The sequence below is a fragment of the Actinoplanes sp. NPDC026619 genome (assembly GCF_040638295.1).
In the GTDB taxonomy this organism is placed as follows: Bacteria; Actinomycetota; Actinomycetes; order Mycobacteriales; family Micromonosporaceae; genus Actinoplanes.
Window position 1 is genome coordinate 488,849 of the sequence record NZ_JBEZYA010000002.1, and the last position, 19,801, is coordinate 508,649.

General features: G+C 71.0%; 15 protein-coding genes and 1 pseudogene. 4 read left to right on the top strand and 12 right to left on the bottom strand.

Annotated elements, in window-relative coordinates; genetic code table 11:
* Window positions 1-10: 10 nt before the first annotated feature.
* The 9 genes and pseudogenes from AB0E90_RS07475 to AB0E90_RS07515 form a co-directional block, all read right to left on the bottom strand.
* Window positions 11-1,657, bottom strand: a complete 1,647-nt coding sequence (locus AB0E90_RS07475) for a VgrG-related protein (protein ID WP_360400769.1) — start codon at window positions 1,655-1,657, stop codon at window positions 11-13.
* A complete protein-coding gene (locus AB0E90_RS07480; RefSeq protein ID WP_360400772.1) occupies window positions 1,650-2,330 on the bottom strand; it encodes a LysM peptidoglycan-binding domain-containing protein in 681 nt (226 codons plus the stop codon). The genes AB0E90_RS07475 and AB0E90_RS07480 overlap by 8 nt, the downstream gene beginning before the upstream one ends.
* 31 nt (window positions 2,331-2,361) lie before the next feature.
* On the bottom strand, window positions 2,362-3,408 hold the full coding sequence (locus AB0E90_RS07485) for a DUF4157 domain-containing protein (protein WP_360400775.1): 1,047 nt from the start codon (window positions 3,406-3,408) through the stop codon (window positions 2,362-2,364).
* 1,768 nt (window positions 3,409-5,176) lie between these two features.
* Window positions 5,177-5,638 (bottom strand): phage tail protein, encoded by a 462-nt coding sequence (locus AB0E90_RS07490; protein ID WP_360400778.1) that lies wholly within the window; start codon window positions 5,636-5,638, stop codon window positions 5,177-5,179.
* Window positions 5,631-5,780: pseudogene (locus AB0E90_RS07495) on the bottom strand (DUF6760 family protein); the annotation flags it as partial. The gene AB0E90_RS07490 and the pseudogene AB0E90_RS07495, both read right to left, overlap by 8 nt.
* 17 nt (window positions 5,781-5,797) lie before the next feature.
* Window positions 5,798-6,157, bottom strand: a complete 360-nt coding sequence (locus tag AB0E90_RS07500; RefSeq protein WP_360400781.1) for a hypothetical protein — start codon at window positions 6,155-6,157, stop codon at window positions 5,798-5,800.
* Entirely contained in the window at window positions 6,154-6,585 is a 432-nt protein-coding gene (locus tag AB0E90_RS07505; RefSeq protein ID WP_360400783.1) for a phage tail protein, read from the bottom strand. Before AB0E90_RS07505 ends, AB0E90_RS07500 begins: the two co-directional genes overlap by 4 nt.
* 38 nt (window positions 6,586-6,623) lie before the next feature.
* The gene (locus AB0E90_RS07510; RefSeq protein ID WP_360400786.1) at window positions 6,624-8,267 is read right to left on the bottom strand and encodes a phage tail sheath C-terminal domain-containing protein; all 1,644 of its coding nucleotides are present in this window, start codon (window positions 8,265-8,267) and stop codon (window positions 6,624-6,626) included.
* Window positions 8,268-8,282: 15 nt separating this feature from the next.
* Entirely contained in the window at window positions 8,283-8,615 is a 333-nt protein-coding gene (locus AB0E90_RS07515; RefSeq protein WP_360400789.1) for a hypothetical protein, read from the bottom strand.
* A 274-nt stretch (window positions 8,616-8,889) separates the two neighbouring features.
* Here AB0E90_RS07515 and AB0E90_RS07520 point away from each other — a divergent pair, with 274 nt between their 5' ends.
* Complete coding sequence (locus AB0E90_RS07520; protein ID WP_360400792.1) at window positions 8,890-12,534, top strand: DUF4157 domain-containing protein; 3,645 nt, start codon at window positions 8,890-8,892, stop codon at window positions 12,532-12,534.
* Here AB0E90_RS07520 and AB0E90_RS07525 read toward each other — a convergent pair.
* Genes AB0E90_RS07525 through AB0E90_RS07535 form a run of 3 tightly spaced genes read right to left on the bottom strand, consistent with a single transcriptional unit; the run spans window position 12,531 to window position 15,629 of the window.
* Entirely contained in the window at window positions 12,531-13,100 is a 570-nt protein-coding gene (locus AB0E90_RS07525; protein WP_360400794.1) for a DUF4255 domain-containing protein, read from the bottom strand. The two genes, AB0E90_RS07520 and AB0E90_RS07525, sit on opposite strands and share 4 nt — an antisense overlap.
* Window positions 13,081-15,000, bottom strand: a complete 1,920-nt coding sequence (locus AB0E90_RS07530) for an ATP-binding protein (protein ID WP_360400797.1) — start codon at window positions 14,998-15,000, stop codon at window positions 13,081-13,083. The genes AB0E90_RS07525 and AB0E90_RS07530 overlap by 20 nt, the downstream gene beginning before the upstream one ends.
* A gap of 8 nt (window positions 15,001-15,008) precedes the next feature.
* Window positions 15,009-15,629 (bottom strand): response regulator transcription factor, encoded by a 621-nt coding sequence (locus AB0E90_RS07535; protein WP_360400800.1) that lies wholly within the window; start codon window positions 15,627-15,629, stop codon window positions 15,009-15,011.
* A gap of 186 nt (window positions 15,630-15,815) precedes the next feature.
* On the opposite strand from AB0E90_RS07535, the gene AB0E90_RS07540 reads away from it, so the two are divergent.
* The 3 genes from AB0E90_RS07540 to AB0E90_RS07550 form a co-directional block, all read left to right on the top strand.
* The gene (locus tag AB0E90_RS07540) at window positions 15,816-17,366 is read left to right on the top strand and encodes a transglycosylase SLT domain-containing protein (protein WP_360400803.1); all 1,551 of its coding nucleotides are present in this window, start codon (window positions 15,816-15,818) and stop codon (window positions 17,364-17,366) included.
* Between the two features lie 25 nt (window positions 17,367-17,391).
* Window positions 17,392-18,447 carry a hypothetical protein gene (locus AB0E90_RS07545; protein ID WP_360400806.1) on the top strand — a complete coding sequence of 352 codons (1,056 nt, stop codon included), beginning with the start codon at window positions 17,392-17,394 and terminating at the stop codon, window positions 18,445-18,447.
* Between the two features lie 26 nt (window positions 18,448-18,473).
* Window positions 18,474-19,801 (top strand): Hsp70 family protein (locus AB0E90_RS07550; RefSeq protein WP_360400809.1); only part of this gene is annotated, 1,328 nt, incomplete at its 3' end.

Consider the following 19,801-nt stretch of genomic DNA (forward strand, 5'->3'; position numbering starts at 1 on the left):
GCGCCTCCCCTCAGTTCAGCTTGATGGGCTTGCCGGACGCGGTCAGCGGCCCGGACGCGGTGATCTCGACCTGGGCGCCGCTGAGCGTCAGCTTCGACGTCGCCTTGATCTCGATCTGGGTGGCCGTCAGCACCAGCTTCTGGTCGCCGGTCAGCGACGACTCCGATTTCTCCAGCTTCAGCGCGCACGGGGTGCCGCCGAGCAGCAGGTCGATCTCGAGCTTGTCGTCGTCGAACACCAGGCGCGAGTCCTTGCGGCTGACCAGCATCCGCTGGTTCACCGAGCCCTTCGCGATCGCACCGGGATCGGGCGGGGTGTCCTTCCGGTTCCACAGGCCGCCGAGAATCACCGGCCGGGTGGTGTCGTCCAGCTCGAAGCCGACCAGCACCTCGTCGTCGACCTCGGGGATCCACTGCAGGCCGCGCTGCTTGCCGCCGCCCGGGGTGGCGATCCGCGACCAGGCGCTCTCGTCGTCCTGCGACAGGGTCGGGAACTTCACCCGCACCCGGCCCAGCTTCTCCGGGTCGTCGTTGTTGGTGACGATCCCGACGACCAGCCCGGACCAGCCGCTCTTCTCCGGCGCCTTCCCGGTGGTGAGGTCGGCCAGGCCGGCCGGCTCCTTGCCACCACAGACAAACCTCGTGAGGTACGGCTGATTCGCCCCGTACGAGTGCTCGACCTGGGTGACCCGGTAGTCGCCGGTCATCCGCGAGCCGATGCCCTCGATGTGCACCTTCGCGCCCGCGCCGATCAGCGGGTCGCCCATCGCCTCGCCGCGCAGCACCACCTCCTCGCCGGAGGCACGCAGCAACAGCGAGCCGGCCAGCGCGTCCGCCTCGGCCTGGTCGGTCACCGGGAACTGGCCGGCGTTGCGCTTGACCCGCCCGAACGCGCGCCGGGCCGCATCGGTCATCTCCTGCGCGGCGGGCGCGTCGGTGCCCGGGTCGGTGCGGTCGGCCCGGCCGGTGATCGCCTCCTTGCCGAGCTGGTCCCAGCCGCGGATCTCCACCTCGTCGCTGCGCTCGGCGGCCGAGAAACGCGTCGCGAACTTGGCCAGGTTCTGCCCGTACGTCAGCTTCGGCGGATTTGCCGTTGATCTCGGGGCCTTCTTGAAGTGGAATGTCTTCTCGCTGATCCACACGTCGTAGCCGATCCGGGCGCCCCGCCGGCGCAGGAACGCGTAGTCGGTCTCGCCGGCCTGCAGCACGTAGTCGTGTGTGCCACCGGTCGCGTCCACGTCGGCGTCCAGGCCGTACTCGCCGGCGATGCGCGAGGCGATGTCGGCGTCGGTGACCCGCTGGAAGCTGCGCGACTTCGGCACCCGGGCCAGCCGGTGGGTCAGATCGAATCCGGTCAGCACCAGCTCGTGCCGCCCCGACACCCCCGGCTCCACGCTGATCGCGGTGATCTCCCCCGCGGTCACCACCACCGGGTCGCCCTCGGCCCGGAACGCGATCTCGATCCGGCTGCCGATCGCGAACGTGCCCTTGTCGAACAGGTCGAAGTGCGGGTCGTCGAAGTGGATCGCGAAGTAGTCGGGCAGCTGCACCGACTCCTCGACCCGCACCAGCACCAGCCGCTGGTACGTCTCCGGCGCGAGCGGCCGGCCGTCCACGGTGAGCTGGGCCCCGTCGAGCCGGCGCTTCTGCTCAGCCACGGCGGCGCACCGGCAGCTCGGGGATGATCATCAGCATCCCCGGCTCGAGGGAGAGCGGGTCGACGATGTTGTTGGCTTCGGCGATCAGCCGCCACCGGGTCGAGTCGGCGTAATGCTTGGCGGCCAGCCGGTCGAGGGTCTCGCCGTGGCCGAGCCGGTGCACGGTCTGCAGCGACGGGGTGTGCGAGGTCGGGTTCTGCAGCGGCTTGATCTCCTCGTCCTCGTACTGCTTGAGGGCGAGGTCGGCCTTGGCCCGCAGCGGCATGCCGCTGGCCGCGAAGTAGGTGAACTTGAGCGTCAGCCGCTCGACGACCGCCTTGAACGATTGCATCGGCCCCCAATGGAACGTCACCCACGGCGGCCGGAAGTTGTTGCGGTTCTTGTCCGAGGCGGGCAGCTTCTTGTCGACCGCGACCAGCTTCATCAGCTTGTCGGTGTGCAGGGTGACCGACGTGCCCTTGTCGGTGGTGTCCAGCGTGATGCTGAGCGCGAGCGTCCCCGGCTGCCCGGCCTGGAACCGCAGCAGTGGCGCGTTGGCGCCCTTGTTGTCGGCCGCCTGCCACGACGCCGCCTTCGTGATCGTCAGCTCCGACGGGTTGAACAGGAACGGGATGACATCGTTCAGCTCGGTCCGCAGCTCGGCCTTGGCCGGCGCGGAGTCGACTCCCGCCATCAGGACTCACCCACCATCTGGAACTCACCCATCAGAAGACTCCGGCCCACCGGCCGCCACGCCGCTCGATCTCGCGGAGCAGCCGGCGCTCCACGATCTCGACGACCTGGTCCGGGTCGAGCGCATGCTTGACCGCTCCCGCCGCGTCCGCGACGGCCCCCACCGCTCCGCCGACAGCCCCGGCCACGCCACCGGCCGCCCCGGCCACGCCACCGGCCGCCCCGGCCACGCCACCGGCCGCTTGGCCGGCCGCCGACACCGCGCCACCCGCCGCTTCCTGCACCCCTGACATCGCATTGCCGGCCATGCCCTGCAACCCAGAGAACGCGTCCCCCGCGGCCCCGGAGAACGCACTTCCCATCGGACTGCCGGACGCCTCGATGACCGCGGCCCGGGCCGCCCGGGTGGCGACCTCGCTGACCGCGCCCAGCCCGCCGCCGACCGGCAGCGAGTCGACGATCCCCGCCCCGGTGGTCGCCGCCTGCTTCCCGGCCGCGAGCGCCTGCCGCTCGTCGTCGTCGAGCAGCCCCGACGCGCCGTCGAGCAGGAACCGGGGCCGCCGGACCGGGCTGCGGGTGTGCATCAGCTCGTGCGCCAGAACCGCCGAGACCGCCGGCCCCGACGGCGGCGCCGCCGGCAGGTGCACCACGGTGCCGGTGGTCGCGCCGAGGGCTCCGGCCGAGGCCAGCGCGTGCCGGGTGTTGGGCCCGGTGGTGAACAGCGGTGGCCGGGCCCGCCCGGAAAGCGCGGACGCCATCGCGTGCAGCGCGCCGGGAAGCGCCCGGGGCGCCTCCAGCGGCCGCGCGGCAACGGCCGCCTCCCACCGCTCGCGCGGGCTCTCCGGCGCGCGCGCCGGCCCTCCGGCGCCGACCCGATGCCCGGCCGCCGGCCCCACCGAGACGGCCCCACTCGGATCGGGCACATTGCCGGGCGGCAGCGATGCCGCCCCGAGCACCCGGAAGTCCGTCGCCGTCTCCGGGCTGCTGACGACCGGCCCGGCATTCGGCCGCCCGATCAGCGGCATCGCGCCCCGAGACCCGATCACCCCGCCGGCCCCGAGCGCGTCGTTGCCAAGCACGCCGCTTCCGGTCAGGCCATTCCGAGACACGCCGTTCCCGGGCGCGCGGCTTCCGGCCGCGCCGTTTCCACCCGCGCCGTTTCCACTCGCACCGTTTCCGCTCGCACCGTTTCCGCTCGCACCGTTTCCGCTCGCGCCGTTTCCACCCGCGCCGTTTCCACCCGCGCCGTTTCCGGCCGCGCCGCGCATGCTGCTGCGGGCCAAGCCGGGCACGCCGTATCCGGCCGAGCCACGCATGCCGCTTCCGGCCGAGCCACGCATGCTTCCGGCTGAGCCACGCATGCCGCTTCCGGCCGAGCCGAGCCCCCCGCCTCCGCTAGGGGCAGGCGCGAATCCGCTCGCCGCACCGTCGTTCCCGGCGAGGCTTCCAGCCGTGCGCCCGCCGGCGGCGCCGGCGTCGCTGAGGCCCGCCCGGCCGCGTCCGAGCGCACCCAATCCGAACGGTGTCATTCCCTCCACTTCGGACGAACTGACATCGGGACCGCGGCCGGCAGATCCGAGCCCGGCAAGCCCATGGCCGGACCCTGGTTGGTGCGGAGCATGTCCGACCGGACCGATCCCGTTGCGACCGAGCCCGGTGATCGAATGCACGGTGCCGCCGCGCCGCCCGAGACCACCCAGGCCGGCGTCATCCCCACCCGAGCCGGAGCCGAGACCGCCCAGGCCCGCGCCGTTCGAGCCGGCGCCGGGCCCGCCCCGGCCAAATCTGCCCGAGCCGGTGCCAGAACCGCCCGAGCCCGAGGAGAGCAGGTCATTTGCCGTGCCGTGGCGACCGCCTTCGGTTCCGGTCCGCGCCGGGCCACCTCCGGTTCCGCTCTGCGCCGGGTCACCTCCAGTTCCGGCCCGCGCCGGGCCACCCCCGGTTCCGGCCCGCGCCGGGCCGCCTCCGTCGGGTCGCCGCGCCAGCAGGCCCAGCCCGAACGGGGCAAGCCCGCCGACTTCCGCCCAGCTGATATCGGGGCCACGCCCGGCAGACCCGCTCCCGGCAAGCCCGAGGCCGGAGAGCGACCCACGCAGACCGAGCCCGCCCGGCCCACGAGCGTCGGATCCGCGCCCACCGGGCGCCGGCGAACCCGATCCGTTCCGGCCGCGCGCGGGACCGGCCGGGTCGTGCAACGAGTGGTCGTCGTGCCCGCGCCCCCGATCAAGCCCCGTGGCACCGGCACGCCCACCACCGCCCGCCGACCCGGCCGGAGCAGCCTGCCTCCTGCCGGAGGCCGCTCCATCATCCACCCGGCCGGCAAGCTGGTCACGGACTCGGATCGAATCCGACAGCACGGATCCACCGCCGGACCCGACCGGCGCTCCGGCCGGCCCCATCGGCAGGTCGTGCCCGGGACGGACGTCCGGCCCGCCCGGCGGCCGCCCGATCAGCGATCCGGGGCGGCCCGAGGTCAGTGGCGCACGAGCCGCAATCAGCCGGCGCGGCGCCGGCGATCCGCTGCGCCCGCCGGCTGCCCGGGAGGCCCCCGGCATCGCCTGGTTGACCGAACCCGCACCGGCCTCGCGTTCGCGCTCGGCGCGGAACCACCGCAGAACCGACCACGAGGTGCGCACACGCAACCCACCCAGCAGGCCGGCGCCCACGGCGGGCCCGGACGCGGGATGCGCGGCCCCGGCCGCCTGACCGGCCGCCCGGCCGACCGAGCCGACCGAGCCGGCCGACGGCCCCGGTGGCCGGTGGGTGGAACCGGTCAGCCCCGGTCGCAGGGACCGGGGCAACAGGCGGGCCAGGAAGCGGGCGGCACGGCGGAGCGGCCGGGGTCCATCACTTCGGCGTGGCGACGGTGAAGCCACTGTGGCACACCTCCAGCTCCTCGATGGCCAGGTCGCGGGAGGAGGCGGCCAGGCGTGGGCCGGTCCACTTGACCGGCTTCACGTCGATCAGGGACCACGTGCGGAACGGCTTGCCGGTCTGGTAGACGACGCTGATCGAACCGGTCACCGGGACCACCTTGTTCTGGTTGCCGGCAAAGCCGTTGCCGGAGAAGCCGGACAACCAGGTGAACAGGGCGTCGGAGTCGGTCAGGCCACGCTTGAACACGATGTTCGGCCAGCGCATACGGCCGAGCAGCTTATGCGTGTACGCGTTCTGGCCGCCCTCCATCAGCTCCTCCACGTCGATGGACACGGCCAGGCCGGTCACCTCGGTGAACGAACCGATGTTCAGGTCACCGATCTTGAAGAGGAACTTGCCGACGAAGGGCGGTCGGACGATGTCGTCAGCCACCTGCCACTCCTTGCCATGCGCGCTCGTTCAGACCGCCCACCTCCCGCAGGAGGCGGATGCGGTCGCCGTGTTCCAGGTCGAGCAACCGGTCGAAGTCCCAGTGCAGGTGGTAGGCCAGAAAGGCGATCTCCTGCCAGAGCTCGTCCTGTGCGTAGTGCCCTAACCCACCCCCACCGACGTCTGCGGGAAAGGGGTGCCGGGCTCCAGCGCCTCGAGGATGCTCGGGTCCTGGAAGTTGATGATGCGGTAGAGATCTTGCAGGTAGGAGAAGTCGGAGACGAACAGCGACTCGACGGTCTTGGTGGTGACCCGGGAGACGCTGCCCAGCTGGGTGATCACCCGGGCGAGGACGATCACCGTCGCGTACGCCTCGTTCTCCTTCACCCGGCCGTCGCGCAACGGCTCGATCTCGTCGCGGGCGCACGCCAGCCGCATCACACCGGTGCGGTGCAGCGTGCCGTCCTCGTCGACGTAGCCCTTCGGCAGGGTGAAGGGAAACTCGGTCTGCAACCCACTCATGCCCGGTGGACCCCTTCATGGGTGATCGTGATCTTTTCGGTCGCGATCTCGTTGCTGCCCGCGTCGAGCTCGGCGCCGGTCCACTTGGAGACCCAGCCCTTCTCGAAGTTCCAGCGGGCGACCTCGGCCTTCATCGAGTCCTTGATGACGATCGAGCCGTCCCGGCGCGCCGAGTCGACGTCGCCGTCCTCGACCTGCTTGCGCCATTCCCACAGCGCCTTCGACTCGTCGATCCGGCGCTCCAGGGTGATGTCGCTCCACTTCATCGCCCCGGGGACCTTCCGAATGAGCATCTTTCCGTCCTTGGTGGCTTCCTTGTACTCAATGATCTCGGTCTCCGACTCGACACCGGAGCACTTGCGGAAGCTCGCCATCTCAACTCCCCCGATTTCCAGGAAGAAGCTGAAGGTAGTCATCAAATCAGGCATCGGAACTCTCCTTAAGACAATTACGATCCGCCGCTGTGCTACTCGGAGGCGGCTCCGCCGCCCTGCCACTGGCTGATCCGGAAGATGACGAACTCGGCCGGCTTCACCGGCGCGATGCCGATCTCGACGATCAGCTTGCCCTCGTCCACCGAGGACGCCGGGTTGTTGCTCTCGTCGCACAGCACGTAGAAGGCCTGCTCGGGGGTGGCGCCGACCAGCGCGCCCTGGGTCCACATCCCGCGCAGGAACGAGGTGATGTTGCGCTTGACGCGCTGCCACAGGTCGAAGTCGTTGGGCTCGAAGACGGCCCACTGGGTGCCGCGCTGGATCGACTCCTCGATGAAGTTGAACAGCCGGCGCACGTTGATGTACCGCCACGACGGGTCGGTCTTGGCCAGCGTGCGGGCGCCCCAGATCTTGGTGCCGTAGCTGCCGAACGACCGGATGCAGTTGACGCCCTCGGGGTTCAGCAGGTCTTGTTCGCCGCCGGTCACGTCGTTGGCGAGGCGGACGATGCCGCGCAGCGCCTCGTTGGCCGGCGCCTTCCACACGCCGCGGGCGGCGTCGGTGCGGGCCCAGACGCCGGCGACGTGGCCGGACGGCGGAACCGTCAGGTAGAGCTCGCTGTTGGTCGCGCCCGGCCGCGCGAGCGGGTTGGGCACCACGACGTTGGGATAATAGAGCGCGCCGAACGCCGAGTCGCGGGCCAGGCGCGAGCGCCATTCGAGGGCACGGGTCGCGTTGAGGCCGGGCGGCGTGTCGAGGATCGCCATCTTGTTGTGGCTGGCCTCGCAGAAGTCGATCAGCTGCTTCTGGGCGCCGAGGTACATCTCCTCGTCGACCGAGCCGTCCTCCTTGGTCGCGACCGTGATCAGGTCGGGGATGGAGACCATGGTGACGCTGTCGGCGATGGCGAGGCCCTGGTAACCGGTGCGGTCGGTCTCGCTGCCGACCAGGTCGGCGGGGGTGACCGACTTGCTGGACACCGGCGGGGCCTGCAGGGTGTAACGCCCCGCGGCCGGGCTGCGCTCGGCGAGGGACGCGCCCTGCAGCGGCGTCACCTCGATCCGCACGAACTTGGACCGGTCGTTGACCGTCTTCTCCACGGTGCGGGCGCTGCGGCCGCTGAACTGGATGCCGCCGATCTCCTCGCGGAGGGCGCCGGCCTCGAAGACGCGCAACGTGTACTCGCCGCCGTTGCTGCTGCTGGCGGCGCCGTCACCATCGCCCTCGGCGGGCGGCACGGCGGCCGGCGGGACCACTTCGACCTCGAGGTTGGCGTCGGAGCGGACGGCCGACAGCTGCAGGCTCGGCTGGCCGGGGTTGTCGGCGGTGGGCAGCGACAGGGTCGGCTTGCCGCGGCCGAGGTCCTCGCCGTTCTCGTCGGTGGTCGGAATGCGGCAGATGTAGGCCTTGCTGCCGCCGTTCTCGAAGAAACCGCGGACCGCGTGGGGCAGGACCGCGCCCTGCACGTAGCCGCCGTAGATCCGCTCGTACTGCGGCCAGCTCGTCACCAGCTGCGGCTTGACCCCGTCCGGGTCGGTCGGGTCGCCCTGCTCGACGTCGTATCGCTCGGTGAAGCCGACGAATGCGGCGACCGCGGTGCCCACCCCCTCGATGGGCATGGATCCGCTCGGTTGTTCCTCGATGTAGACGCCCGGTGCTCCGTACGACGCGGCCATGAAGTCTTCCCCCTGTCAGGCCTGCACCGCGCTGGTCAACAGCGCGGGGTCAAGGTCGGATTCGTAGAACTCCCCGTAGTGCAGTGGCGGGAACACGCGCATCATCGGATGCTGAGACGAGCAGGCCACGACCTTCACCCGCGGGAACCGGTGCACGATCACGCGCACGAGTTCGCCGGTGTTGTCCTTGTCGAGGTCGAGCACGATCACGTCGGGCAGAGCCTCGAGCAGCCGGCCCAGCACGTCGTCACCGGTGGTTTCGACGAGCTCGATGCCGTCGGCCCGGAGGATCTGCTCGATCCCGAGACGATGCAGAGCCTCGAAGTCGCCCATCAGGACCCGCGTCATTGCCTCACCCCCGCAGTCGCCGCCGGGATGAGCCTCTCTCGCGTCGCACGTGGACAGAAGGTGCGGCGGTGCAGCCATTGGTGCACCGCCGCTTCCGGGGGCTTGTCCGGTACGGCGGCCGCGGCCGATGCTGAGGGCCGGAGGTGGGCCGGTGAAGGATTCCGCACGGCAGGAGCCGACCCTTGCCGAGCAGCCGGCGCGCGCGACGCCTGCGGTTGTGGAAGCCGTGACGCGTACCCCTGAAAGAAGCGCAAGCAACTCCGCGCTGCAACGCATGGCAGCCGGCCGGATGCCCCGGCATCCGGCCGCCGTCGGCGCCTTCTCCCCCGGCGGCAACAGCGCGCTGCAGCGGCTTGCGCAGCCGAAACTCACCGTGAGCAGACCCGGCGACCCGTACGAGAGGCAGGCCGACGCGGTCTCCGAGGCGATCACCGACGGCGGCGGCCCGATGCCGTCGATCTCCCGCCTGGTCACGCCGGCCGCCGCCGCGGGCGAGCCGCCGGAGGGGCCGCAGACACCGCCCGGTCTGGAGCAGCTCATCGCCTCCCCGGGCAGTGGCGCGCCGATCCCGCCGGATGTGCGCGCGAAGATCGAGGAGCACCTCGGCTTCCCGCTCGGCGGCGTGCAGGTGCACTCGGACCGGCAGGCGCAGGCCGCCGCGGCGCAGCTCGGGGCGCGCGCGTTCACCGCCGGGCAGCACATCTTCCTGGGCGCCGGCGAGTCGGCCGGCGACCTCGCGCTGATGGCGCACGAGGCCACCCACGTCGTGCAGCAGACGTCGGTGGGCATCTACCGGATGCCGGTCCAGCGCGACGCCACCGATTACCTGATGGGACCGATCGTCGGCCTGGTCAAATCCGTGCCGGGTTACGACATGCTGACCGTGGTCGCGGGCTACGACCCGATCGCCAACCGCAACGTCGACCGCAGCCCGGAAAATCTGACCCGCGGCGTGCTCGGGCTCGTGCCGTTCGGCAACGTGGTCGCGAACAAGTTGATCGAGCTGGGCGTGGTGCAGGGCGCCTACCGGATGCTCGACGAGGGGCTGACCGCGCACAACCTGACGCTGGCCCGGATCCAGGGCGAGATCGACGCGGCCTGGAAGGAGATCGACCTCACCGACCCGGACGGCGCGCTGACCATCGTGCGCCGGCACGTGTCCGGCCTGTACGCGGACGCGCTCGGCTTCGTCAAGGGCATCTACGACGCGATCGTGCAGCTCATCCGGGACGCGGCGGTCGGGCTCGCGGAGAAATACCTGGTCGGCACGCCGGTCTGGGAGCTCACCAAGAAGGTGCTCCACGAAGACCCGCTGCGCGGCACGCCGGTCGAGGCCACCACCGTCCAGATCCTGGAAGACTTCCTCACGCTGATCGGCAAGCAGGAAGCGCTCGCGCAGATGAAGGAGCGCGGCACCCTGCAGAAGACCGCCGACTGGCTGGACGGGCGGATCGCGCAGTTCCTCGGCATCCTCGGCGAGTTGAAGGCGCTGTTCAAGGCCGGTTGGGAGGCCATCCAGCCGGAAAACATCGCGCAGCTCGGCGACAATTTGGGCAAATTAGCCGAGCAGGCGCGCGGGTTGATCGCAAAGGTCGGCGCGTTCGCGAAGGACGTGCTGACCGAGGTCGTGCGACTCGTCAAGGACGCGCTGCTGGAGTGGCTGAGCGCCGAGGCCGCCAAGCTGCGCGGGTACCGCCTGATGACGGTCATGCTCGGTTCCGATCCGGTCACCGGGAAGCCGGTGGCACGCAACGCGGAGAACCTGATCGGCGGGTTCATCGCGCTGCTGCCGGGCGGCGAGGAGACGTACAAGAAGCTGGCCGAGGCCGGGGTGATCGCCGACGCGGCGGCGAAGATCGAGGGCGCGATGACGCGCCTCGGCATCAGCAGCGAGATGATCGTCGGCACCTTCAAGGGCATCTGGGACGCGCTCGGCCTGGAAGACCTGGTCAACCCGCTCGGCGCGTTCGGGAAGATCCTCGACAAGTTCGGCGAGCCGCTGCTGAAGATCGTCGAGTTCGCCGCCGAGGTCCTCAAGGTCGTCATCACGCTGGTCCTCAAGCTGATGAACTTCCCGCCCGGGATCCTCGACAGCATCATCTCGAACGCGATGGCGGCCATCGAGGACATCAAGAAGGACCCGGTCGCCTTCCTGATGAACATGCTCGAGGCCCTCAAACAGGGCTTCATCGGGTTCGTCGACAAGGCCGTCGGTTACCTGGTCAACGGCCTCGCCGACTGGCTGTTCCGGGGGCTCGGCGCGATCGGCATCCAGAAACCGCCCGACCTGTCGTTCGGCTCGATCCTCACGATGGTGCTCCAGGTTCTCGACGTCACCACCGAGAAGCTCTGGAAGAAGCTGGGCGACCACATCGGCCCCGAGGTCGTCGCCAAGATCCGCACCGGCATCTCGATGGCCGAGGGCGCCTTCGACTTCATCAAAGACGTCGAGGAGAACGGCGTCGCGGCGATCTGGAAACACATCGAGAGTCAGCTCGGCAATCTGTGGGACACCCTGCTCGGGATGGTCAAGGACTGGATCGTCGGCGAGATCGTCGAGAAGGCCACCGCCAAGCTGCTGTCCATGCTCGACCCGACCGGCATCATGGCCGTGGTCAACAGCGGCATCGCCTTCTTCAAGGCGGTCCAGTCGGTGATCGAGTACGTCCGCGAGATTCTCATGATCGTCAACGACTACGTGACCACGCTGGCCGCGGTGGCGGCCGGCAACGTCTCGGCCGGCGCGCAGAAGGTGGAGAAAGGCCTGGCCGCGGCGGTGCCGGTGGCGATCGGCTTCCTCGCCAACCAGGTCGGGCTCGGCGACGTGCCGGAGAAGCTGGTCGAGCTGATCGGCCATCTGCGCGAGCTGATCGACAAGGCCCTCGACTGGCTGTTCGCCAAGGCGGTGTCGCTCGGCAAGTCGGCGCTGTCCGCGCTCGGCTTCGGCGGCCCGCCGGCCGAGACCGCGCCGGGTGAGACCCCGGAGAGCGCCGCGGTCAAGGCCGAGGCGTCGACGATGCTGCAGGAGAAGACGAAGGCGCCGTTCAAGAGCCGGGCCGAGCTCGAGGCCGTCACGTCGAGCGTGCTCGAGACCCTGAAGCCCAAGGGCCTCAAGTCGGTGGTGCTGCACGACGTGCCGAACAAGCCCGGCCAGTTCACCATCGCGGTGGCGGCGAGCCCGGAGACCAAGGCGGCCGACGCCACCATCGTCGACGGCGAGGCGATCGCCGGCAATCCCGCCGAGCTGGCCGGGCCGTCGGCGTGGGAGGTGCAGGAGGCGGGCGCGAAAAAACACAAGGTCAAGTTGTCCGCGCACTGCATGGACAACAACGAGTCGGTGCTGATGGGCCTGGCCAAGGACAGCGGCGACCCGGGCTGGGCGAGCGTCTGGAACGCCGCCCTGGGCGCGCTCAACGCGGCCCGGTCCAAGGAGTACCCCGACAACCACGACGCCTACCAGGCACTCGTGGCGATCGCGCGGCCGGTCAAGAACCTCTACGACCCGCCGCTCAACGTGCAGGTGCACCACGACAAAGAGGTCAAGCAATACCCGGCCGCCAACCGGAAGACCCGGGCGCAGCGGCTGCAGCAGAAGATGTCGGGTCACATCGCGGCGGCCATCGCCGACCCGGCCCGAGTTGCCGGGCTGACCCCGCCGGAGCGGGCGCTCCTGCAGGTGCCGGACCCGGCGAACCGGGCCGAGATGATCCGCCTGCACGTGCAGGCCCTGATCGACGAGCAGATCGACTCACCGGAGAAGGGCTTCAGCGCCGAGATGGAGGGCGTCGTCGACATGTTCATCATGACCTCCGGCGCTCACCTCGGTGGCGTGCACGGCAACCGCAAGGCCGACGAGAAGAAGGACGCCCAGGGGCCGCGCGTCCCCGGCGGGGAGCACGGCCCGGCCGAGTGGGACTAGCTCCGGTCCGCGGTGCGGACCGTGATGGTCTCGGTGGGCGGTCCGGCCACGGCGCGCATGGCCGCGTCGACCGTCACCGTGACGACCAGGTCGAGGCCGGGTTTGAGCTGGCCGCCCAGGGCCGACCAGAAATCCGAGTTCTCGCTGCCGTCGCCGCTGCGCAGCCGCAGTGAGGGCAGGGGCTTCACCTCGGTGAACGCGCCGCGCAGATGAGCGGCGTCGATCACCGGGTGCAGCAGCAGCGCGGACAGCACGTCGCCCAGCAGCGAATGCTCGTCGCGCACCTCGCTGGTCCAGGCGGTCACCAGATAGCGGCAGTCCACCCGGGGCAGCGGATCGCGGCGGTAGCGGCGGCCGTCCGCCTCCTCGACGATCACCTCGCCGTAGTCGCGTTCGGCCAGGTTGGGGCGTACGTCCCAGAGATAGAGATCGACGGTGGGGCGGGAGGAGAGGGCAGCCGACCACTCGCCGTCGGGCGCGTCGAACGCTACGTCGACGTCGCGGGCCGGCAGCGGCACCACGTCGCGCAGGAACGCCTCGAGCGTTTCATCCAAAAGGTGCAGCATCGGCGTTCCTGTTCACGAGTTCGAAGTAACGGTCGAATTCCTTTTCGGTGCGCAGGCGGCCCATCTTCTGGAACTCGCGCTTCACCGACAGCACCGCGTGCCGCATGGTGATCGGGCTGTCCTCGGCGGCGGCCAGGAATGCCGCGCCCAGTGCCGCGTTGCTGATCACGCCACCGGTGATCTTGAACTGGCGGGCCAGGAAGTCGAGGTCGATGTCGGACATCGGCGCGGTCGCCGGGAACACCCGCGACCAGATCTGCCGCCGTTCCGGCTCCTCCGGCGGCACGAAGTCGATCGCCACCGAGATGCGCCGCAGGAACGCCGGGTCGATGTTGCGCTGCAGGTTGGTGGCCAGCACGACCAGCCCGTCGTAGGTCTCCAGGCGCTGCAGGAGGTAGGCGACCTCGATGTTCGCGTACCGGTCGTGGGCGTCGCTGACCTCGGACCGCTTGCCGAACAGCGCGTCCGCCTCGTCGAAGAACAGCACCAGGTCACCGGCCGCCGCCGCGCCGAAGATGCGCTCCAGATTCTTCTCGGTCTCGCCGATGTACTTGCTCACCACCGACGACAGATCCACCTTGTAGAGGTCGAGGCCGAGCTCCCCCGCCACCACCTCGGCGGCCAGGGTTTTGCCGGTGCCGGACGGCCCGGCGAACAGGGCGACCACCCCGGTGGACGGCGCCGGGCTGAACTGCCAGCGCCCGTAGACGATGTCGCGGCCCCGGTGCCGCCCGGCGAGCTCACGCAGCTGGGCCGCCTCCTCCGGAGGCAGGATCAGATCATCCCAGGCGCGGCGCGGACGGATGCGGACGGCAACGCCGTCCAGGTGCCCACCGGCAAGCCGGCGGACCGCGGGCGCGATCAGGCCCCCATCGGCCGAGGCGGCTCCCGCCACGAGACGCAACTGCTCACGACTCAGCCGGTACGCCGGGTCCGGCGCCCGTCCCAGCAGTGCGGCCCAGTCGTCGTCGCCGGCCACCCCGTCGAGCACGTGGACCTCCCGCCACGGCAGGTCCGGGATCGCCTCGAGCGGCTGCTCCCCCGGCGAGGAGAGCACCCAGCCGAGCTGCCCGGCGCGCTGGATCGCGTCCTGCCCGGCCGGCGTCAGCGGCTCGGCGAGCTCGAGCACCACGGTCAGCCCGCCGATGGTCGCCTCGCGGATCACCGCCCGCCACTCCGCCTCGCTCGCCGGCGGCGTGGTGATCAGCAGTCCGATGTCGCCGATCGCCCGCAGCCGGCTCTCCCGGTCACCGCCGTTGACCAGCATCAGCCCACGCTGCCCGGTCTTGCCGCCCGGCCTTAGGGTGCTGCCCGCCGGCAGGCCCGGGTCGGGCGTCGGGTCGCCGGCGAGGTGCCAGATCAGCCGGGCGGCGGGCTCGGCGATCAGCGTCGCCCACGGCCCGTCGCCGGTGAGCCGGGCGAGGCCGGTGCGGGTCAGCGCGCCGCCGGGCGACAGCGACCGGGCCGACGGATGATCTTCCTCGAAGAACACCCGGCCGAGGGTGGCGAGCGTCAGCCGCGGGAGGTGCACCGAGTCCTGGATGTACGCCACCAGGCGCTGCCGGGCGGGCGAGACCTCCACCGCCACCAGCACGGCGAGCACCTCGGCCTCGGCGGTGGTCAGCCCGGCCGCGGCGACCAGATCGGTGAACGGCCCCGGTGGGCGGGCGGCCAGCGCCGCGCGTGCCTTGACGACCGGGCCGGCCGCGCCCGCGCGCACCGCCGCCACCCGTTCCGGCCCCGGGCCGTCCAGCCCCGGCAGTGTGGCCAGCAGCCGGTCGACCTCGTCGTCGGCGACATAGAGCCCGGCGAAGTCACGTGGCGGCCGCCCCTCCCCCAGCCGGCAGATCAGCGCCTCGCGCTGGAGCAGCGCGTCGGCCACGGCGGTCCAGACCTCCATCGGCGTGTTCAGATCACGCCTTCCCGGGTGGCCACCGCGACGGCCTGCGCCCGGGTGCGGCAGTTGAGCTTGGTCAGCACGTCGTGCACCACGTTTTTCACGGTGCGCTCGGAGAAGCACAGGTCTTCGGCGATGCCGCGGGTGTCCATGCCGTCGGCGAGCAGCCGCAGCACCGACCGCTCCCGGGTGCTGAGCCCGCCGGGGCCGAGGTGCGAGGTCTGGGTGACGTGCAGCAGCAGCTTGGCGAGCATGTCGCCGGGCAGCGCGACACTGCCGGCGACCACCGAGCGCAGGCTGGTGATCAGGGTGTCGGCGGTGAGCGTGCGGTGCGGCAGGATCGCGCTGACCCCGGCGTCGACCATCTCGCGGACACTTTGCTCGGTGACGTCGCGGACGGTGGCGACCAGCCGGGTGCCGCGGCCGTCGGCCAGGCGGACGGCGCGGCGCAGGGCGGAAGCACCGTATTCGAACACCAGCACGTCGAGGTCGGCGAGCACGGGCTCGGGGGAAAGCACCGCGCTCTCGCCGCGCACGACGAAGTCGGCCTGCTGCAGGCAGGCGGCCATGCCGCGGCGGACGATGGCATGACTGTCATCGATCCACACCGTTGGCGGCCGTTGTGAGATCATGCGTTCCCCCTGGTCAGCGCCCTATGTTCGGGCGACCGCCCAGTCATGATGGCCCGGCCGAGTCGATCAGAACAATAGCTCTTTCGGCTGTGTCGTTGATCCAACTCAACTGCCCGTTTCGCTGCCCTTTCGTGCAAGCCGGTCGCCCCGTATACAGAGTGGATTACGCTGTCTACCCTCGGAACCATGCCGAGGTACTCAGCCGAACAGATCTACGGTTTCGCCCGCCGGGCGGGCTTCTCGCCGGACGAGTCGGCGACGATGACCGCGATCGCGCTGGCCGAGTCGGGCGGCAACAGCAAGGCGCACAACCCGCACGGTGAGGACTCCCGCGGGCTATGGCAGATCAACGGCAAGGCGCACCCCGACTTCCTGACGAAGTACAACCTGTACGACCCGGTCGACAACGCCAAGGCCGCCTTCGAGATCTCCCACAAAGGTGACGACGTTTCACCTTGGACGACCACGCACGGCGGCCTCAGCTCGCGTTATGTCCGCTACAAAGAGGACGCGCAGTCCGCCGCGGTGGCCTACGGCGACGGCCCCGACCGTGGCATGTGGAGCGGCACCCGGGGTTACGGCGACCACAAGGGCGCCGCAAGCGGCGACGACCCGGCCGGGGTGGCGCTGCACGACGTCGCCGGCTCGCCGATGACCCTGGCATCGACGACCGCACCCACCGCCGGCGCCGACAACGCCGCGCTCGACACATTCCTCAAGGTCGCCAAGGCGCAAATTGGCGATCGCTATGTGTTCGGCGCGGAAGTGAAGCTGAGCGATCCCAATCCGGCGGTTTTCGACTGCTCCGAATTCACCCAATGGGCGGCTTTCCAGGCCGGTTCGAAAATCCCCGACGGCGCCACCGCTCAATATCTGCATTTCAAGGAAAAAGGCATGCTGGTCCCGGTGGACCAGGCGAAGGACATTCCCGGCGCGTTGCTGTTCTCGTTCGACCGCGAGCCGCGCGCCGGCGACGGCCGCACCCCCGGCGCGCACGTGGCGATCAGCCTCGGCGACGGCAAGGTCGTCGAGGCCGCCAACCCGCGGGTCGGCGTCCGCGAGTCCAACGCCGGCAACCGCTTCGAGTTCGCGGCGATCATCCCCGGCATCTCCGACGGCACCGGCACCCCGATCGCCAATCCGGTGACCGATCCGCTGTCCACCCTGATGGCCACCCAGACGGCGGCGCCGATCACGCCCGAGCCGGTCGCGCTCGGCGGCGCCGACACCGACCGCGACGGCCTGAGCGACCTGCTCGAACGTCGTTACGGTCTCGATCCGCTGCGCGCCGACACCGACGGCGACAACCTGACCGACGCGCAGGAGATGGTCACCTACCACACCGACGGGCGGAAGGCCGACACCGACGGCGACGGGCTCAACGACGCGTTCGAGCTGGCCCAGGGCCTCGACCCGCGCTCACCCGACTCCGACGCCGATGGGCACATGGACGGCGCGCTCACCCCGCTGGCGCAGGCCGACTCCGACTCGGACGGTCTCGACGACAGCCTGGAAAAGGTGCTCGGCTTCAACACCCAGCTGTCGGACTCCGACTCGGACGGCTTCAGCGACGCGCTGGAATACCACAACGGCTCCAACCCGCTGGACGCCCACGACAACCCGCTGCTGCACGGTCAGTTCGCCCAGCAGCAGGACCAACAGCTGGGCCAGCTGGGGACGAACGGGTCGACTCAGATACCGGGCGGTCAGCTTGCCGACGTGACCGATCTTCCATGACCTGGTTGATGCGACCATCGTGGACGTGGAACTGACCTTGCCGGACGAGCCGGTGGCGCTTGCCCCCGGTGTGCCGACCCGAGTGCCGGTGCAGCTGCGCAATCCCTACGCGCAGCCCCTCGATCTGCGCATCTATCTGGCCCGCGGCCGTGCCGCCGGCTGGGCCACGGTCGAGCCGGCCGGCCTGCACCTCGGCCCCGGCGAGACCGCCGAGGTGTCGGTGGTGCTCCAGACCCCGCCGACGCAGCCGCCGAGCTCCTCGCTGGTGCCGTTCACCGTGCACGCCGAGGAGGCGACCACCGGCGAACCGGCCGGCTTCGCGACCGCGCTGCTCAAGGTGGCACTCCCGGTCCCGGTCACCGGCAAACTCGTTCCGAAGGACGGACCCCAGCACGAGTACGACCTGCGCCTCGCCAACGACACCCGGGTCCAGGCGCCGCTGCGGGTCACCGCCCAGCTCGACCCGTCGTCCGGCTCGGTCACCGTCGAACCGGAGGCGGTGCTGCTCGAACCGGGCACCGCCGCGGTCGTCGCGGTGCGCGCGAAACCCGGCCGCCCGTTCACCGGCTCGCCCCGCTCCTTCGCCGTCGTCGTCAAGGTCGCCGACGCGTACGACGCGGACCGCGAGCCCTACCTGACCCTGGTCGCCTCCGGCACCCGCAAGTCACGCGTCCCGACCACCGTGCTGTTCGTGACCGCCACCGTGCTGGCCATCGGGGCGAGCGCGGCCATCCTGCTCACCGGCGACCACAACTTCCTGCCCTTCGGTAAGAAGAACGCGGCGGGCACCTCCACCGCGGCCCCCGCCAAGGTCACCATCGGTAAGCCGTACGCGCTGGTCGACGTCTTTCCGCACCGCGGCGCCGACGGTGGCAAGGGCGCCGCTGACGCCGCGCTCGCCAAGCTCCAGGCCGCCGGCATGCCGGTCCGGCTCGTCGACAGCCTGGCCTCCGACACGCTCGCCGACGATCCCGACGGTTACTGGGTTCTGCTGCAGGATGGTTTCGGGTCACCGCAGGCCGCCGAGCAGTACTGCACGCAATGGCGTTCCGCCGCGCCGAAATGCAAAGTCACGCCTTGAGAAGCAGCGTCTAGGGGGCCTCCGGAATGCAGTACGGGCTGGGTATCGACCTCGGCACCACGCACACCGCCGCGGCGGTGCGGGTGGACGGTCGGGTCGAGGTCGTGCGCCTCGGCGGGCGCCGCGCCGAAATCCCGTCGCTGGTGTTCGTCAAACCCGACGGTGGCCTGCTCATCGGCGAGGCCGCCGAGCGCCGCGGCGCGGCCGAACCGGCCCGGCTGGCCCGCGAGTTCAAGCGCCGGATGGGCGACCCGGTGCCGATCCTGGTCGGCGGCACGCCCTTCTCGGCGCACGCCCTCACCGCCAAGCTGCTGCGGCACGTGCTCGACACGGTCGCCCAGCTGCAGGACGGCCCGCCCGCCGCGATCACCGTGACCCATCCGGCGAACTGGGGGCCCTACAAGCGCGAACAGCTCGACCAGGCGATCAAGCTGGCCGACGCCGGCCCGGTGCAGCTGCGCAGCGAGCCCGAGGCGGCCGCGCTGCAGCACGCCACCGCCCGGCGCATCGCCGACGGCGAGACCGTGGCCGTCTACGACCTCGGCGGCGGCACCTTCGACGTGGCCGTGCTGCGCCGCGACGGCGACGGGTTCGTGGTGCTCGGCGAGCCCGAGGGCGTCGAGCAGCTCGGCGGCATCGACTTCGACGAGGCCGTCTTCGGGCACGTCCTCGAGGTGCTCGGCGACAAGGCTCAACTCGACCCGGGCGACCCGGAAGCCGTGGCGGCCCTCGCCCGGTTGCGGCGCGACTGCGTCGAGGCCAAGGAGGCGCTCTCCTTCGACACCGAGACGATGATCCCGATCGCGCTGCCCGGCCTGCACACCCGCGTGCGCCTCAACCGCTCCGAGCTGGAGTCGATGATCGCGCCGTCGCTGACCGACACCATCTCCGCGACGCAGCGCGCGCTGCGCTCGGCCGGCGTGGCGCCGGCGCAGGTCAGCGCGTTCCTGCTGGCCGGCGGCTCGTCGCGGATCCCGCTGGTCGCACAACTGCTCTCGACCGAGTTCCAGCGACCGGTCGTCGCCGACCCGCACCCGGAGCACAGCATCGCGATGGGCGCGGCGGTCGCGACCGCCGTCGTGGTCGGCGGCGGCTCACCGTTCGCGGCCGCCGTGCCGCCGCCCCGGCCCGCCGAGCCGTCGGACGGTTATTCGGCGGCCGGAGTCTCCGGGGCCGGCCTCTCGGCCACGGTGCCCGCGCCGGCCAACGCCGGCGGCGCCCCCGCTGGCAGCGCGCCTTACGGTGGCGGCACACCCGCGAGCAGCGGCCCGCCCTACGGCGGCGACCCGGCCGGCGGCCCTCCCTACGGAGGCGGCACACCCGCGAACGGCAACCCGCCCTACGGCAGCAGCCC

What these genes read in the sequence shown, in the direction of transcription:
- AB0E90_RS07480 (WP_360400772.1), bottom strand. Translation starts at nt 2,330, where the DNA reads ATGGCGGGAGTCGACTCCGCGCCGGCCAAGGCCGAGCTGCGGACCGAG.
- AB0E90_RS07500 (WP_360400781.1), bottom strand. Translation starts at nt 6,157, where the DNA reads ATGAGTGGGTTGCAGACCGAGTTTCCCTTCACCCTGCCGAAGGGCTAC.
- AB0E90_RS07505 (WP_360400783.1), bottom strand. Translation starts at nt 6,585, where the DNA reads ATGCCTGATTTGATGACTACCTTCAGCTTCTTCCTGGAAATCGGGGGA.
- AB0E90_RS07510 (WP_360400786.1), bottom strand. Translation starts at nt 8,267, where the DNA reads ATGGCCGCGTCGTACGGAGCACCGGGCGTCTACATCGAGGAACAACCG.
- AB0E90_RS07515 (WP_360400789.1), bottom strand. Translation starts at nt 8,615, where the DNA reads ATGACGCGGGTCCTGATGGGCGACTTCGAGGCTCTGCATCGTCTCGGG.
- AB0E90_RS07520 (WP_360400792.1), top strand. Translation starts at nt 8,890, where the DNA reads ATGGCAGCCGGCCGGATGCCCCGGCATCCGGCCGCCGTCGGCGCCTTC.
- AB0E90_RS07525 (WP_360400794.1), bottom strand. Translation starts at nt 13,100, where the DNA reads ATGCTGCACCTTTTGGATGAAACGCTCGAGGCGTTCCTGCGCGACGTG.
- AB0E90_RS07530 (WP_360400797.1), bottom strand. Translation starts at nt 15,000, where the DNA reads ATGGAGGTCTGGACCGCCGTGGCCGACGCGCTGCTCCAGCGCGAGGCG.
- AB0E90_RS07535 (WP_360400800.1), bottom strand. Translation starts at nt 15,629, where the DNA reads ATGATCTCACAACGGCCGCCAACGGTGTGGATCGATGACAGTCATGCC.
- AB0E90_RS07540 (WP_360400803.1), top strand. Translation starts at nt 15,816, where the DNA reads ATGCCGAGGTACTCAGCCGAACAGATCTACGGTTTCGCCCGCCGGGCG.